Source organism: uncultured Coprobacter sp., assembly GCF_947855755.1.
GTDB lineage: Bacteria > Bacteroidota > Bacteroidia > Bacteroidales > Coprobacteraceae > Coprobacter.
In genome coordinates this window covers 191,128-206,753 of sequence record NZ_CANUAR010000002.1, presented here as the reverse complement: position 1 = coordinate 206,753, position 15,626 = coordinate 191,128, and the positions used below count along the sequence as shown (strand labels likewise).

Sequence of the window (15,626 nt, the reverse complement as noted above, 5' to 3'; positions counted from 1 at the left end):
AATCTATAAACCAGTAATCTTTTCAAAAATGATTGATAGTGTTTCTTGTTTACTGAAATCATATAAGGTTTGTTGACGTATCGTATAATAGCTTATCCAGTATTGCTTTAAGGCGTTTATGTAATTGTTACGAGCAGATGTTTGACGGTTCAGAGATAAAGTTAGGCTGTTAATATCGGCTTTTCCGATCATAAAGCGTTGTTTGGTCGTTTCGTACACTGTGTTGGCGAGGGCAAGAGCTTCTTCTGCGCTAGCGATAAGATCTTGTTGCACGTTAAAATCATTTACGGTCATTAATATGTTTTCTTCTAATTCTTGTTCTTGCTGTTCTATTGTAAGTTTAGTAATATTTAGGTTATTTCGCGCCATATTGGCTTTCCCTTTTCGTACACCCCAGTCAAGTAAAGGAACACGTATACCGATAGAAATAATGTCCTGTTCCAGCGGTTTTCGGTAAGCACCAGCGAAATTAGAGGCAACTTGATTATACCCGATACTGGCATTAAAACTGGCGTCTAAGTTTGAGGTTCGTTTGGTTTTTTCTACTTCTTGTTGGGCTTCCAGTAGTTTTTGTCGATTACTTAGAAAGTCCGGATTATTTTTTCTGGCATATTGTAATGCGAGCTCTGGAGATAAGACTATGTTTTTAGGGCGGTCTGGTAATACTATTCTAATCTGAGAATGTTGGTCTAATTTTAAAAATGAAATAAGGCTGAACATAGCACGCTTAAGTTCTATTTCAGCGTTTTTCAAAGTATTTTTGGCATTAATGGCATCAAGTTTGAGAGTTAATAAATCGGATTGGGAAATGGATGTAATTTTTTGTCGCTCACGTCCGATATGATATAACGTGTCCGTTGATTCGACATTATCTTTTGCCATATCATAATTTATTTGTGCTATAGCTAGATTAAAAAAATATTGAGTAGAGGTAACCGAAATTTGTTCTAAATCTGATATCAATGTTTTTTTTGCTTTTTCGTATTTTAAAGGTTCGATTTTCTTTTGCCATTTAAATTCGTTGAATCCCAATACTGGTTGAGAATATCCGATACGGATAGGAATTGTAGAAAATTGATTATAAGTTGTTTCACCGAATAATCGCCGATATCCTAATTCTGAATCTACATAAAAAGTACCTCCGGTAATATCAAGGTTTTGTTCCAAAGATAATCTGGCAGAACTATATAATGATTGCTGTCTACGATATACATCTAGGTCATTTTCGGAATCATATCGGCTTGTGAAATCTCTGTTGTATTGCATGGGCGTCATGTCTAGCATCAGAGATGGCAAACGAGCTGCTTTAAAGGATCGGTAAGCCCAATAACTTGACATATATACATTTTTAGCTTTGAAAGCTTGTATTGAACTATCTTGAGCTATCGCAATGACACGTTCCAGAGTTAGTTCCATAATTTGAGCTTTTGTATTTATCCATATACCACAAAGGCAGGATACAATGCATATTTGTTTTATTTTCATGACTGTTTGGTGATATTGTATTTTATCTTGTTCCGGAAATGGAGATTTTATTTTCGGTTTTATGATAGATTCTCCAATATACGACAGGAATAACTAATAAACTGATGATGGTACCTATAACCATACCTCCTATTGTAGCAATTGCTAAAGGTTTTTCCAGCTCTGAACCCATATCATGGCTGAATAGCAATGGTGCCATGCAAACAATAGAAGTTAAACTGGTCATTAGTATTGCTTTTAATCTTCTGTGTCCGGCTTCATGAATAGCTTCCATGAGAGGCATTCCTTCTTTTCGCAATTGGTTCATGACATCTAATTTCAATATAGAGTCGTTTATAATAATACCGGATGTAACGACTAATCCGATGGCGGACATTAGATTTAAGGAATGACCTGAAATATAAAGCAGACCAATAGCTGCAGCTATATCTATAGGTACTTCTAATAATACAATTAATGGCTGAAGGAAACTTTCGAATTGTGCTGCTAGTATAAAATACATTAGAAGAACAGATATTAAAAGAATTAGCATGATTTCTCCAATCATTTTCTGATTTGAGAAAAAACTTCCGGAAAAATCGATTTCCCACATATCATTTGGGTTACTTTTTTGTGCTGCTGATATGATTTCTTCGGCTTTATCAGTATGATAAAAATTCATAGGAATAAATTCTCCGGATTTTCCACCCACAATAGTTTTCAAGTCTTGTGCTGGAGTAATGGTGACGAAATTGCTTAATGATAATTTATTACGAGTACCATCTATATTTTTTGATATTTCTATTAATTCATTGTCTAATATTTCTTGGATTGTTTTTTCTTTTCCGCCTAAAATGATAGGTAAATATTGTTGATGGGAGCGAAGTGTAGCGAACTGATTTTCTTTAAATGCAGTTTTCAGAGTTTGGTATATATCGTTATAAGAAACTTGGTATAATAATAATTTTTCATGGTCGATGCATAAATTTAATTGTTGAATAAAAGGTACATTTTCGGCCTTTTCTCCTGTGAGTTTATATAGATTTAGATTGAGTTCCTGTATGGTCTCCGGATTGAGAGATGTAAACTTATTTTTTGTATAGTATTCGACCACAAGATCAGGTTCTCCGGTTGAAAATATTTTTTCAAATACTGTGCCTACAGGCTCGTAAGATACAATTGCTTCAGGATATTGTTGTGTAATAAAATCAGAAATTTTTTTTCTGATTTTAGGTAACTCTTTATAACTTTTTGCTTTTAGATAGATTTCCGATTCAGTGGATGTAAGTTCTCTGTCACGATTTAGTAAAAACTGCTGCTGTCCTATGAAACTTGAGCGTGTAAGGGTAAGGGTATCTAAGAATTGAAGTATTTCCCGAGTACGGGTTTCGTTCTCTTTTATATGTATATTTTCATTCCATTCGATATATACAATCATTTCTTGTTGTTTGATATCTGGCATTTTTTCTTTTGGTATGGCTATAAATAGCCAATAGCCTATGGGAAATATTATAATCATTGTGATTGCGGTAAGGATTTTATGTCGGAATACCCAATTGACTCCGGCATGGTACCATTGTTCTATGACCATATTCTTTTCTGATCTCATATCGGACAGGTTATTTTTTGAAATTCTTCTCCATTTTTCTAATTTCCCGAAATTTATGTTATATACTAATTTATATAAAACCGGAAGAAACATAATGCCTGTAATAAAAGATACAAGAAGACCTACGGTTACAGAAAAAGCTTGATCGAAAAAAATAGCTCCTGCAATGCCACTTAAAAAAATCAGAGGGATAAATACTGAAATTGTAGTCAATATAGAGCTGAGCATAGGTGTAATAATTTCTTCGGTACCTTTTATACAGGCGTCTGTAATAGAATAACCTCGTTGTATAAACTGTCCGATATTATCTGTTACAATGATAGAATTGTCGATCATCATTCCCAGTGCGAGAATGAGCCCTGTTAAAGAAACAATATTCAGGGATATGTGACAAAGGTAAAAAAATAGAAGACTGATTACCAGTGATATAAACATGCTGAATCCGATGATAAGAGGAGATTTGATATCTTTCATAAATATCATTGATATTAGGCAGATAAATATGAATGCAAGGATAAGGTTTTGTTTTAAGTTTGAAATCGTGTAGTCTAACAACTCGGTTTGGTTTTCCGAAATATTGAATGAAATTTGGGGATATTCTTTTTCTAAATTATCAATGACATCGTTTAATGTTTTTTGCATATTTGCCATATTTTCTTCTGACTGTTTAATGATAGATAAAGTAACGGTACGTTTATCACCAAAAAGGGCCATACCTTTTTCTTTTTCAGAGGCAAAATTTATAGTTGCTAGATCTTTCATTTGGTATATACGATCGTTTTTGCGAATATATATATTGCGAATATCATCGATGGTTCTTAAAATAGAAGAAAAGCGAATATTATATTCGTAATGGCCATCTCGAATAATCATATTTCCGGCATCGAGATTGTTCGTATTCAGTGCATTTTCGATATCATTTAAAGACATTCCGTTTATTTCTAACTTATTATTGTCTGGAATAATAACGATTTGCCGATTCATAACGCCCGTCATATCGACCATTGCAACTTGTGGAAGTTGTTCGATACGTCTTTTTATGACAGTTTCTGCAAAATCGCTTAATTCCATAAATTTTTGACTATACTCATTATCATCTCTGTTTTCATCGTTTATTGTTAGGTTGAGGTTTAAAACAGGTATATCTGACGCACTGGCTTTAATAACCTTAGGCCTTTCGGTCTCTTTAGGCATATAATTCATTGCAGCGTCTATTTTTTCGTTTACTTCGATAAATACGAGATCTGTGTTGGCTCCATATTCAAAATTAAGTCGGATAATGGCATTTCCATCCCTCGTTTCACTGTGTAAATCTTTCAACATTCTTACTTGCATCAGCTGCTCCCGAATCGGGGCAACTAATGTATTTTCTAATTCACGGGCAGAAAAGTTTTTTCCTGATATTTGGACAGTGATTTCGGGTATGGAAATATCTGGTAATAATGAGACGGGAATATTTAGGTAGGTAATTATCCCTAAAATGAAAAAAGCCGTAAACGCCATAAAAACGGCAATGGGTCTTTCGATAAGGAATCGTATCATAATTATGAGCGTTTGTTGTTGATTAATTATTTTTGTTTGATCCTGATTTCATTTTTGCTGAAACAACAGGTGTTCCGTGTGCTAAGTTGATATTTCCTTTATATATGACGCTATCTCCAACAGACAAACCCTCAGAGATTATATAATTTTCTGAATTTTCCATTCCTGTTTTTACATAATTCCATTGAGCTCTGTTATTTTTTAATGTAAATACAATTTGTTTATTGTTGCGGAGTACGACGGCTTCTTTAGGGATCTGTAAATAATTTCCCATTTCTTTTTGTACCTTGACTTTTATGTTCATCCCGTCATAAAGTTTACCCTGTTTATTGCTTATTAAAGCTTTTACTCGTACCATTCCGTTTTTGTCGATAATCGGATTTATCTCTGAAATCTTGCCTTCGACAGAATAATTTTCAATTGAGAAAGGTGAAATGACTACTTTATCCCCATTTTTTATTATCGGAAGTTCTGATTCTAAAATCATAAATATAGCTTCCGGTTTTTGATTATCTATGATGGTACAGAATGGTTCTGATCCGGAAGGTATGTTATAAGGTTTGGTGAATAGGTTTGCTACAACCCCGGAGAAAGGAGCGTACAGTGTCGAAGCTTTTAGATTATATTCAGCTTCTTTGTAATTATTCAGACTTTGGTCATAATTACTCTTAATCTTCGCTATTTTCATGATTTTAGGGGGAATCTGAGAACTGTCTGCTAAACTGAATCCTTGTCCGATAAGTATATCCTGTAGTTCTAATTTTGCTTTTTCGAGATTATCTTTGGCATGAGCTAAAGCATTCTTAAGTTTGAACTGTTCTAATACGGCCAGTTTTTGTCCTTTTGTTACATAATCGCCGTTTTTTACAAATATTTCAGAAACGATTTCCGATGTCTGGAATCTTAAATCAGCTTTACACATGGCAGAGAGTGTTCCGTTCGAAATCAGTTCATAATAAAAAGGTTTATTTTCTGATATTTTAGTCTCTACTATGGTAGGAATGTCGATAGTAGTTTTTGTGAACTCGGGCTCACTTTTTTTTCTGTTTTCATTTGAGGTATTATTGCATGCTGCAAAAATTAAAGAGCAACTTATTAAAATAAAATGTCTTTTTAAGAAGGTAATCTTTATTATATTCATATGAATGTATATACTTTTTATTGTATTTAAATTAGTAAGTATTGATTTTATTAGATTATTTATATATTTCTTTGAATTTTGTTAGATCATGATTATTTTCATTATTCATTTCTAATATTTTCTTTATTTCAGTTCTCATCTCTTTTATAGCAGTAGAGGGCACTTTAGGTTCTTTCTGCAACAGGATAGAAGCGTATTTTTTACTTTTCTTTTCGTCTCCGATTTCCTTATATAATTTGACAAGTAAATAGTAGGGATATAGACGGTTAGGCACTGTATGAATAGATTGCAGATAATATTTTTCAGCTTTGTGGTAATTTTTCATAGCTTGGTAATTTTTTCCGGCAATATTATAAAATGCTGGGTCTCCACTGATTTTTATAGCCTCTTTTATTATTTCGTTACTTTGAAAATATTGTTTTGATTTTGAAAGACATTGTGCATATTCGAATAAAAATCTTTTATTGTCTTTTAACCATGGATAGAGTCGCTGATATTCAGGTATTATATCTTCATATATTCCCGCATTAAAATAGATCTTTTGTTTTTCCCATGCTTTATATGCTGTATAACTTCCGTAACTATCTTTTACTAAATATAGAGTAGATGAGAGCATTATTATTAAAAGAATAATGGATATTGAATTTTTTTGTTTTGTTCTTTTCCATTTTGGAGAATAATTTGAGGTATTGCACCATGCAACTAAGAAAGTGTAAACGATTAGAATGGGCAGCACTGAAAAAGGATAGGAAAATAGAGCAAATGTCAATAACGCCGTGATTGCTGCTATTGCTGGGTATTTTTTTGTTTGATATGCTTTATAAAGAGAATATCCATTCAATAAAATAAAAAAGAGTAAGGATATATATCCTGATTCGATTAATATTTGTATATATTCGTTAAATGCATAATCGGGAGCACCTGCAATTTTTATTTCGGTATCATTGTGTCCTTTTTCGGAAAAGTACTCTGATTGCATTTTTCCATATGTTCCTGCAAAATTTCCAAGCCCTACACCCCATGGGTATTTTACAGAATTTGTAATCGCAATTTTCCATATTAAAATCCGTCCGTTTGCTGAGTCTTGTTTCAAAAGATATGTGTTGAAACATATTATTGCTGTTATTATTACTATTATCGATAATGTAAATTTGTGGTATTTCAGGTATTTATGATAATATTCGTTTATTTTCTTTTTCTGTACACAACAATTTGTTATAGAAACGATACATCCTACAATAGTTGATATCCATGCTGCGCGACTCATGGAGGCAGGAAGTACTGTTAATGAAAGGAGTATGGAAAGAAATGATAATGTTGAGACGAAAATGAGTATGGTATATTTTCTATTGTTTTTTATGAATGATATTAAGGATTTTAAATTGTTGATTTCTGAAAAAGTTGTTTTGGAGTATAGGATATATATTCCGAAAATGGTAAATGAAAGCGCTAAAGGGAAAATGATGGATAAGTATCCTGCATAAGGTCCTGGATTAAAAAATGATCCTGTCAGTCGGAAGAGTGCATGATTTGAAAGACTCCAACCATAAAGTTGTTTTAGTCCTATTATTGTTTCTTCAAGAGTTGTAATTATGAGAAAAGTAATAAAAAGATAATGTATGTGTCGATATCTATTTATTATAAACCGGAATGAAAAATAAAGAATGCAACATAGAAAAAACAATCGGAGTTGTGTATTTATGGAACATTTGTTAATAAAAAATGAGGAGAACGCTACCGATCCTGTAAATAAAATTATCAATCCGTCACCCCAATTTATTCGAATATTTTTTCTGGATATTATATATAACAGTACAACAGTTAGGCAAGTCCATATGCAGCAATAATAAAACCAGAAATATTTTCCAGTGACAACCCCTTTAGGAAGTTCGGGCATAATAATAAAAACGGTCGATAGTATTAAGAGAAAAGGCAGGCTGAATATAATCTGGCTTCTAGTTATTCCTATGTGTTTTATTATACCCATTTATTAAGTTTTATTTTTTTACTATGAACTGGCGGTTTTTATAATAATCTGTCGGTTTTTATGTTTATCGTTTTATATCCTCGATTCTTATTCTATTTTTTTTAAGAAGCGATCCATTCTGATTTTTTTTGTTTTAGGGTTTATGGATTTCCATATTCTTACAGCTTTCCCGATAATGTAATCTTCTGGTAAAAGTCCCCAGTAACGGGAATCTCTTGAGTTGAGAACATTATCTCCTGCCATGAAATAATAATTTTGTTTAAATGTATATTTTGATATGCAATTTTTTCCTAGAAATAAAAGAGTATCGGATACTATTTTTGCAGGTATATTATTTTCATATTCAATCAGCCGCTGATATGATCGAATATTGGAGGGGGTAATCAAAACCGTATCCCCTGATCTCGGTATATAGAGAGGCCCCATATTTTTAATATTCCATTGTTCATGTCCTTCAAATGGAAAAGCCCTGAATATGTTTTCAGGGAAAAGTGTGTCGGGTAATTGTGACATGCGTGTTTGGTTTTCATAATGACCTAAAATGTTTTTATAGCCAGATACTTTATAAAATCCGTTAACAATAGAAAGTGTGTCACCGGGAATTCCTATACAGCGTTTCATATAAAATACGTTTAAGTCCATTCCCAAGTGATCCCATTCTTTGTAAGGGTAATTAAAGACTAATATATCATTGTGTTTTATTTTTCTCCACCCTTTCAAGCGAATGGTTTCTATTTTTCCGTTTTCCATAAAATGAAAATTTTTAAAAAGTCTCGGACCGAATACAAGCTTGTTTATTATTACATAATCTCCCGGTAGGATAGATGGCTCCATAGAATCACTGGGGATTTTGAATGATGCAAGTACGAAAATACGAAGACAAATCGTGACAAGAAGAGTTATCCCTACGATGAATACCCCCATTAATATATCATGTATAGTTTTTCGTATTTTCATTTTGATATGATGAGAATTATATTTTATTAATATATTCTGCAATAATATCTAAATATTCTTTATTCCTTTTTGGAAATGTCGGAGTATATATGTATAAATGTGTTGGCAGAAGAGTGGAGTCAACCGTATAGAAATGGGATTGTATGATCTCATTTCTGTTTTTTAAATACATATAATTATCGGAAGACAGAAAAATGTATTGGTATCTGTTTTGAAAACGGTTTCGAATTATTAGGCTGTCTCTGTTGTTATTGATCGATGCAATTATAATTATGTTATCAGCGTTGATTTTGTTTTCTGCTGTTGACAATTCGGCAACGGCATTGTCGATACAACTTTCACAATATTCAGGAGCTATTCGGAAAATAAGTTTTTTATTGTTTGATAATAGATTTAATAGTTTTGCTTTGGTTTTATCGTCCGTTTTGATAGAATGCCCGCTGAAGTTTTGTTGTTGAATTTCCGTAGTAAGTATTTTTTTTATAAGTTGATTTTCTTTTTCAATATTGGATATTGAATCTGTATTGTTGTTATATAAATTAAAGGTAATTATAAACGATAATATAGCTAAAATAGTGATACCGATCCAAAATATAATGTTTTTCATTTTATCGAATTTATTTAGTTATGCAAATAACTTCTTATAATATAGAAGTTTAAATATTTTTTATAATGGTAGCCATGTTATAAAAGATTTGATTTTCATTACTTTTTTAGATGTTGAATTTCTAGAACAGGATTTGCATTTTCCGGGTCAGGTACTTTTCTCAGAATTTCCTTTATTTCTTCACTTACCATTTTTGATTCCAATATTTCAGGTATTTGGTATCCGTAAATTACATTTAATAATTTGTTGGGGTCATTAAAATGTACCTCCAGAGATGGGATACCTGTAGTCAAGTCATTATTGAATTTGAATTTTCCGAATTCTAATTTTTGAGTTTTTTTTGAATATAAAGCCTGATATGCTTTTTCTTCATTGAAATCATACCATGTCGTTAAAATATAATTCTCTTTTTCCGTGATTTCCATTATTGGAGTCATAGGGAGTGTAGATTCAAAATCAATATTGGGATAATCTGTCGGACTTTTTCTGTTTGTAATATATGATATGAAACATTTTAAAGAATCTTTTTTGAAATGAAATATTTTATTGTAATCTCCTGCGTCGATAGTAACTGTACCATCAGATAACTTATTGAAATAGGATTCTGTTGCTTTTAATAATATAGGATATTTTTCCGAATTAAAATATACTTTATCAGGATTACCTAATGAGTCTAATTTGAAAATTCCTTGATATTCAATATTTTTTGTATAATCGGGAGTATAACATAAAAAATTACCATCTGGAAGATTTATAATATCTCGGATTATAACATTTTGTCCGAACTTGTTAATTTCTTTAATATATTTACCATTTAAGGTATAATATAATAATTTTTTTGAATCGGCATCATAGATTATTAGCTGTTTTTTTAATTCATCTATTAGAAATTTACTTAATGAAATATATTCTCCAGGTCCTTGTCCTTTTTTACTAATATTATATAGATGTTTTCCTTTTTCATTAAATACATTGATAGAATTTGTTTTTATATCATGAACAAAAAGAAGAGTGTCGATTGAATGTACTCGCGCTATTCTACTGATCAAACAACTATCATTGGTTTCTAATGGAACGAAAGTTACTTGATCTATAAAATCTTTTACATGAATTAAATTTGAATCATCGAAATCAATGTCTAGTAAAATTGAATTATTTAATTCCGTTTGGGTTGAATTTTGTTGGCAACTTGTAATGAAGATAAAAAATAGAAATATAAGTGTTATTTTTGTTTGCATAGTTGAGATTTTTATGTGATGTATAATAATGGGACATATTTATGCCCCATTATTTTTATAGGCTGTAACATTCATAATCCTGTACCTCAGCATTACAGGCATTATTATCTGATGAGTTTATACAACATCTAATATATCTATATATTATAACTCCGAAAATGTCTCTGTCTGGAATTTTTACGTCTCCTATTACTTTCCCTTTTACCCATCCTGCCCATTCATCTTGAGCCATAGCTACGGTCTCTAAATTGTTCAATGAAGTGTCAATGGTTTGTTCATTAATACTTATTTTGGTATTGAATCCTAAAAAGCCTGCGAAAATAACCAAAATGATTCCGCTAATAATTTTCTTTTTCATGATAATTAATTATTTATTTAAAAAACAAAATGCTTATCTCAATCTTTTTTACATTTAATATTTCTTGTATAATATCACCTCCTCTCTTATAAATAAAATTGAAAAATATATATTATTCCCTCTTAAATCAGTAAATAATATATTAACTGTTTATGAATTATAACATAAAATTTGTTTATTCAAAAGTATGTCTTTTTAATTTTGTTTCATATCAATAATCAACCAAAATATATAAATAATGTGTCATATTATTATTAAAATAATATAGATACCCTGATGTTTTTAATATATCCGAATGCATTTAGTCGTTTTATATACCAAGAATAAAGCTGCAATTGAATTTATTTTCAGACTGCATTAATTGATAAAAAAATAGGGAAGGGAAATATTTATAATCTGTTTCAAGACAGAAAATGCAGTAGTTTACTATGAGATGGATATAATAATCCTCTTACTTTTCGGCCCGATATTAGGGCTGTAAAGTAAGAGGAGTTATCGAGAAAGTCTTAACCTATATAATGATTTAGGTTAAGACTTTTAGAATTTATTTTAGAATAGCCTTTTTATTAATTCTGAAAAGGTTATTCTTCCAGCAGAATTTCAAGTATCTGACAAGCAGACTTGGCAACAGAAGATCCCGGACCGAAAATCGCTGCGACTCCGGCTTTATATAAGAAGTCATAATCTTGTGCAGGAATTACACCGCCTGCAATGACGATGATATCTTCTCGTCCGAGTTTCTTCAACTCTTCCATAACTTGCGGAATTAATGTTTTATGCCCTGCTGCCAAGGATGAAACACCTAATACGTGAACATCATTTTCAACCGCTTGGCGGGCAGCTTCTGCCGGAGTTTGGAATAGCGGTCCCATATCCACGTCGAAGCCGCAATCGGCATATCCCGTTGCCACAACTTTTGCACCTCGGTCGTGTCCGTCCTGTCCCATTTTAGCAATCATGATACGAGGCTGGCGACCTTCTTTCTTTGCGAATTTTTCTGACAATTCTGTTGCTCGTACAAAATCCGCATCTTTTTTCGTTTCTGATGAATACACTCCTGATATAGTTCTGATAATTGCCTTATAACGGCCTACGACAGCTTCGCAGGCATCCGATATTTCTCCCAAAGTCGCACGTACTTTTGCAGCTTTTACAGCAAGGTCGAGCAAATTGCCTTTTTGGGTTTTTACGCATTCTGTAATAGCTTCCAGTGCAGCTTTTACAGCCGTTTCGTCACGATTCGCTTTCAATTCGTTTAATCGGGCAATTTGCTGTTTACGTACAGCCGTATTATCTACTTCAAGAATATCGATCGGATCTTCTTTTTCCAGACGATATTTGTTTACACCGATGATTGTTTGTTTACCTGAGTCGATACGGGCTTGAGTACGTGCAGCAGCCTCTTCGATTCTCAGTTTCGGAAGGCCGGTTTCGATAGCTTTAGCCATACCGCCGAGTTTTTCAATCTCCTGAATATGTTCCCATGCTTTATGTGCCAATTCATTAGTCAAGGATTCCACATAATAAGAACCTGCCCAAGGATCGACTTCTTTTGTTACATAAGTTTCTTCTTGAATATATATCTGAGTATTACGGGCGATACGGGCAGAGAAATCTGTCGGTAATGCGATTGCTTCATCAAGGGCATTTGTGTGTAGTGATTGAGTATGTCCTTGTGCCGCTCCCATCGCTTCGATACAAGTGCGTCCGACATTATTGAACGGATCTTGTTCGGTCAATGACCATCCTGATGTTTGCGAATGGGTACGCAATGCAAGAGATTTCGGATTCTTAGGATTAAATTGTTTTACGATTTTTGCCCACAGCATACGAGCTGCTCGCATTTTTGCGATTTCCATAAAATAATTCATCCCGATAGCCCAGAAGAAAGATAAACGAGGTGCAAAAGAGTCTATGTCCATTCCTGCATTTACTCCGGCACGAAGATATTCCAAGCCGTCAGCGAGTGTATAAGCCAGTTCGATATCGGCAGTTGCTCCTGCTTCTTGCATGTGGTATCCCGAAATAGAGATAGAATTGAACTTAGGCATATATTGGGAGGTAAATTCAAAAATATCCGCAATGATACGCATAGAGAATTCCGGTGGGTAAATATAAGTGTTACGAACCATAAATTCTTTCAGAATATCATTTTGGATGGTCCCTGCCATTTCTTCCAATTTTGCCCCTTGTTCCAGCCCGGCGTTGATGTAGAAAGCCATAATAGGAAGTACGGCCCCGTTCATAGTCATGGAAACTGACATTTTGTTTAAGGGAATACCGTCAAACAAAACTTTCATGTCTTCCAGACTGCAAATAGAAACTCCGGCTTTACCTACGTCACCAACTACTCGTTCGTGATCGGCATCATAACCTCGGTGTGTCGCCAAATCGAATGCAACGGAGAGTCCTTTTTGTCCGGCTGCAAGATTACGGCGATAAAATGCGTTCGATTCTTCAGCAGTGGAAAAACCGGCATATTGGCGGATAGTCCATGGACGCATGGCATACATGCCGCTGTACGGTCCTCTCAAGAACGGAGGAATACCGGCTACATAATTCAGGTGTTCCATGCCTTCCAGATCGGCTTGTGTATAAATAGGTTTTACCGGAATCAATTCAGGCGTAATCCATTTGTCTTCAGGATTACAGGAGATGCTTCCTTTCCCATTTTGGGCAAAAGCATCGGTTGTGATATTTATGTTTTTGAAATTAGGTCTCATAATTTTACGATTTTCTTGATACGTTTTTAACGGTTAATGAATCGATAGTTTGGCATTGAAAGCTTTCAATGTATCCAGAACGTTGCTGCGTACGTTGATAAATTGGTCGATACCCTGAGCTTTCAGTTCTTCCATACATTCGGGTGCTCCTGCTACGACCAAAATGGCCTTATCACCCAATGCGGCTTTCGCTTCGGGAGCGAGAGTTGCATATTCATCGTCGCTCGAGCAAAGCACTACGATATCGGCTTTTGCTTCAATAGCAGCGTTTACACCTTCTTGTATGGTATTGAAACCTAAATTGTCCACTATTTTATATCCGGCACATCCGAAGAAGTTCCCGGAGAATTGGGAACGGGCGAGGCGCATGGCAAGATTACCGATTGTCAGCATAAATACGATCGGTTGTTTATCCGATTTTTCAGTTGCTAAACGTAGTGTTTCGAAATCGCTGGCTCCTCGTTCGAAATGTAATGTCTCATATTCGGGCTGACATTTATGCGATTCTCCTCCGCAACATCCGCAAGACCCTTTATCTTTGATTTTATCTGCTGCTTTTTCGTTGATATTCGGGTATTGGTTAGTTCCCACCAAAATTTCTTTTCTTCGTGCAATCGCCGTATGGCGAGCTTCGGCCGAAGCATTTACGGTTTGTTGAATGAAACCTTCTTTCAGTGCGGCATAGAATCCGCCTTTATCTTCAACCTCGAGGAATAATTTCCATGCTTGTTCTGCGATAGAGATGGTCAGGTTTTCTATATAATACGAACCTGCTGCCGGATCTGTAATTTTATTGAAATGAGATTCTTCCCGAAGTAGAAGTTGTTGATTGCGGGCGATACGTTCCGAAAATTCATCCGGTTGTTTATAGGTAATGTCAAACGGTGTAACGGTCATAGAGTTTACTCCGGCAAGAGCAGCGGACATAGCCTCCGTTTGCGATCTCAACAAATTGACATGCGCATCGTAAATCGTCATGTTAAACTCGGATGTTTTTGCATGAGTTTCCATTTTTGCAGCACATTCGCAAGACGGTTTATAGGCCGATACGATTTGTGCCCATAACATGCGGGCTGCTCTGAATTTGGCTATCTCCATAAAATAGTTGGATGATATACCGAAATTGAATTTAATGCGTTTGGCTACTTCATCTGTACTCAAGCCGAGATCTGTGACACTGGCTAACCATTCGTTTCCCCAAGCCAGAGCAAATCCGAGTTCTTGGGAAATATAAGAGCCTGCATTGTTAAGCATTACGGCATCGACAGCAAGTACTCTGAATTTGGGTAAAGCGGCAGCGGCTTTTATAATTTCTGCACCTTTCTGTGCATATTCTTTAAAATCTCTTCCTCGTTTCAAAATACGTTTGAACGGATCGAAATTGATAGAACCCTTTATATTTTCGGTATTGATGTTTTGCGATTTGAAATAATCTGATAGTGCCTCGATCAGTTTTAAACTGTTTTTAATGCACGAAGTGAAATTCAATTCGACATTTTCCACATCGATACCCGACAATAATATCGCTATATTTTCGGGAGTAATATTTTCAGCTTCGAGAGCGAAACCTAACGAAGTAATACCTTTGGTAAGCAGGTCTTTTGCTTTTGCATTGGCATCTTTTACGTTTTCGACGTGAATGTCTTGACGTACCAACCACTCATTATCGCATTTAGTCCCGCGAACATAAGGATATTCTCCGGGTAAAGAATTTGTAGTTTTTATATCCGCAATATCTTCTGCGCGATACATCGGTTTTACGTTGAACCCTTCATTGGTTCTCCATACGAGTTTTTTGTTGAAGTCGGCACCTTTAAGGTCTGCCGTGACTTTTTCCATCCATTCTTCCGTAGAAACAGGAGGAAATTGGTCGAACAACTTTTCTTTACAATCTGCCATAGTGTTTATCTTGCAGTTTTGATTTAAGTTAAACATTCCTTTTCCTTAACACAATACGAACGTTTTTTATCTGCGGTAAAAAACGTCCGGCTTTGCTTTTC

10 protein-coding genes are annotated in these 15,626 nt (G+C 34.2%); 1 reads left to right on the top strand and 9 read right to left on the bottom strand.

From position 1 onward, the window contains the following. Positions 1–3: 3 nt before the first annotated feature. Genes Q0093_RS02500 through Q0093_RS02485 form a run of 4 tightly spaced genes read right to left on the bottom strand, consistent with a single transcriptional unit; the run spans position 4 to position 7,023 of the window. Positions 4–1,485: a TolC family protein gene (locus Q0093_RS02500; RefSeq protein WP_294176154.1), complete on the bottom strand. Its 1,482-nt coding sequence runs from the start codon at positions 1,483–1,485 to the stop codon at positions 4–6. Between the two features lie 22 nt (positions 1,486–1,507). Further along, a complete protein-coding gene (locus Q0093_RS02495; RefSeq protein WP_297928323.1) occupies positions 1,508–4,615 on the bottom strand; it encodes an efflux RND transporter permease subunit in 3,108 nt (1,035 codons plus the stop codon). A gap of 22 nt (positions 4,616–4,637) precedes the next feature. Further along, positions 4,638–5,756, bottom strand: a complete 1,119-nt coding sequence (locus Q0093_RS02490) for an efflux RND transporter periplasmic adaptor subunit (RefSeq protein WP_297928322.1) — start codon at positions 5,754–5,756, stop codon at positions 4,638–4,640. Positions 5,757–5,811: 55 nt separating this feature from the next. Next, on the bottom strand, positions 5,812–7,023 hold the full coding sequence (locus tag Q0093_RS02485; RefSeq protein ID WP_297928356.1) for an O-antigen ligase family protein: 1,212 nt from the start codon (positions 7,021–7,023) through the stop codon (positions 5,812–5,814). 31 nt (positions 7,024–7,054) lie between these two features. On the opposite strand from Q0093_RS02485, the gene Q0093_RS02480 reads away from it, so the two are divergent. Next, positions 7,055–7,240, top strand: coding sequence for a hypothetical protein (locus tag Q0093_RS02480; protein ID WP_297928357.1), 186 nt, complete (start codon positions 7,055–7,057; stop codon positions 7,238–7,240). A 590-nt stretch (positions 7,241–7,830) separates the two neighbouring features. Here Q0093_RS02480 and lepB read toward each other — a convergent pair. The 5 genes from lepB to mutA all read right to left on the bottom strand — a co-directional run bounded on the left by lepB (position 7,831) and on the right by mutA (position 15,525). Further along, entirely contained in the window at positions 7,831–8,667 is an 837-nt protein-coding gene (gene lepB, locus Q0093_RS02475; protein WP_297304549.1) for a signal peptidase I, read from the bottom strand. Positions 8,668–9,405: 738 nt separating this feature from the next. Next, a complete protein-coding gene (locus Q0093_RS02470) occupies positions 9,406–10,545 on the bottom strand; it encodes a 6-bladed beta-propeller (RefSeq protein WP_294176147.1) in 1,140 nt (379 codons plus the stop codon). Between the two features lie 55 nt (positions 10,546–10,600). Next, positions 10,601–10,903: a hypothetical protein gene (locus Q0093_RS02465; RefSeq protein ID WP_122303791.1), complete on the bottom strand. Its 303-nt coding sequence runs from the start codon at positions 10,901–10,903 to the stop codon at positions 10,601–10,603. 581 nt (positions 10,904–11,484) lie between these two features. After that, a complete protein-coding gene (gene scpA, locus Q0093_RS02460; protein WP_297928321.1) occupies positions 11,485–13,626 on the bottom strand; it encodes a methylmalonyl-CoA mutase in 2,142 nt (713 codons plus the stop codon). 33 nt (positions 13,627–13,659) lie between these two features. Beyond that, positions 13,660–15,525: a methylmalonyl-CoA mutase small subunit gene (mutA, locus tag Q0093_RS02455; RefSeq protein ID WP_297928320.1), complete on the bottom strand. Its 1,866-nt coding sequence runs from the start codon at positions 15,523–15,525 to the stop codon at positions 13,660–13,662. Between the last annotated feature and the right edge of the window lie 101 nt (positions 15,526–15,626).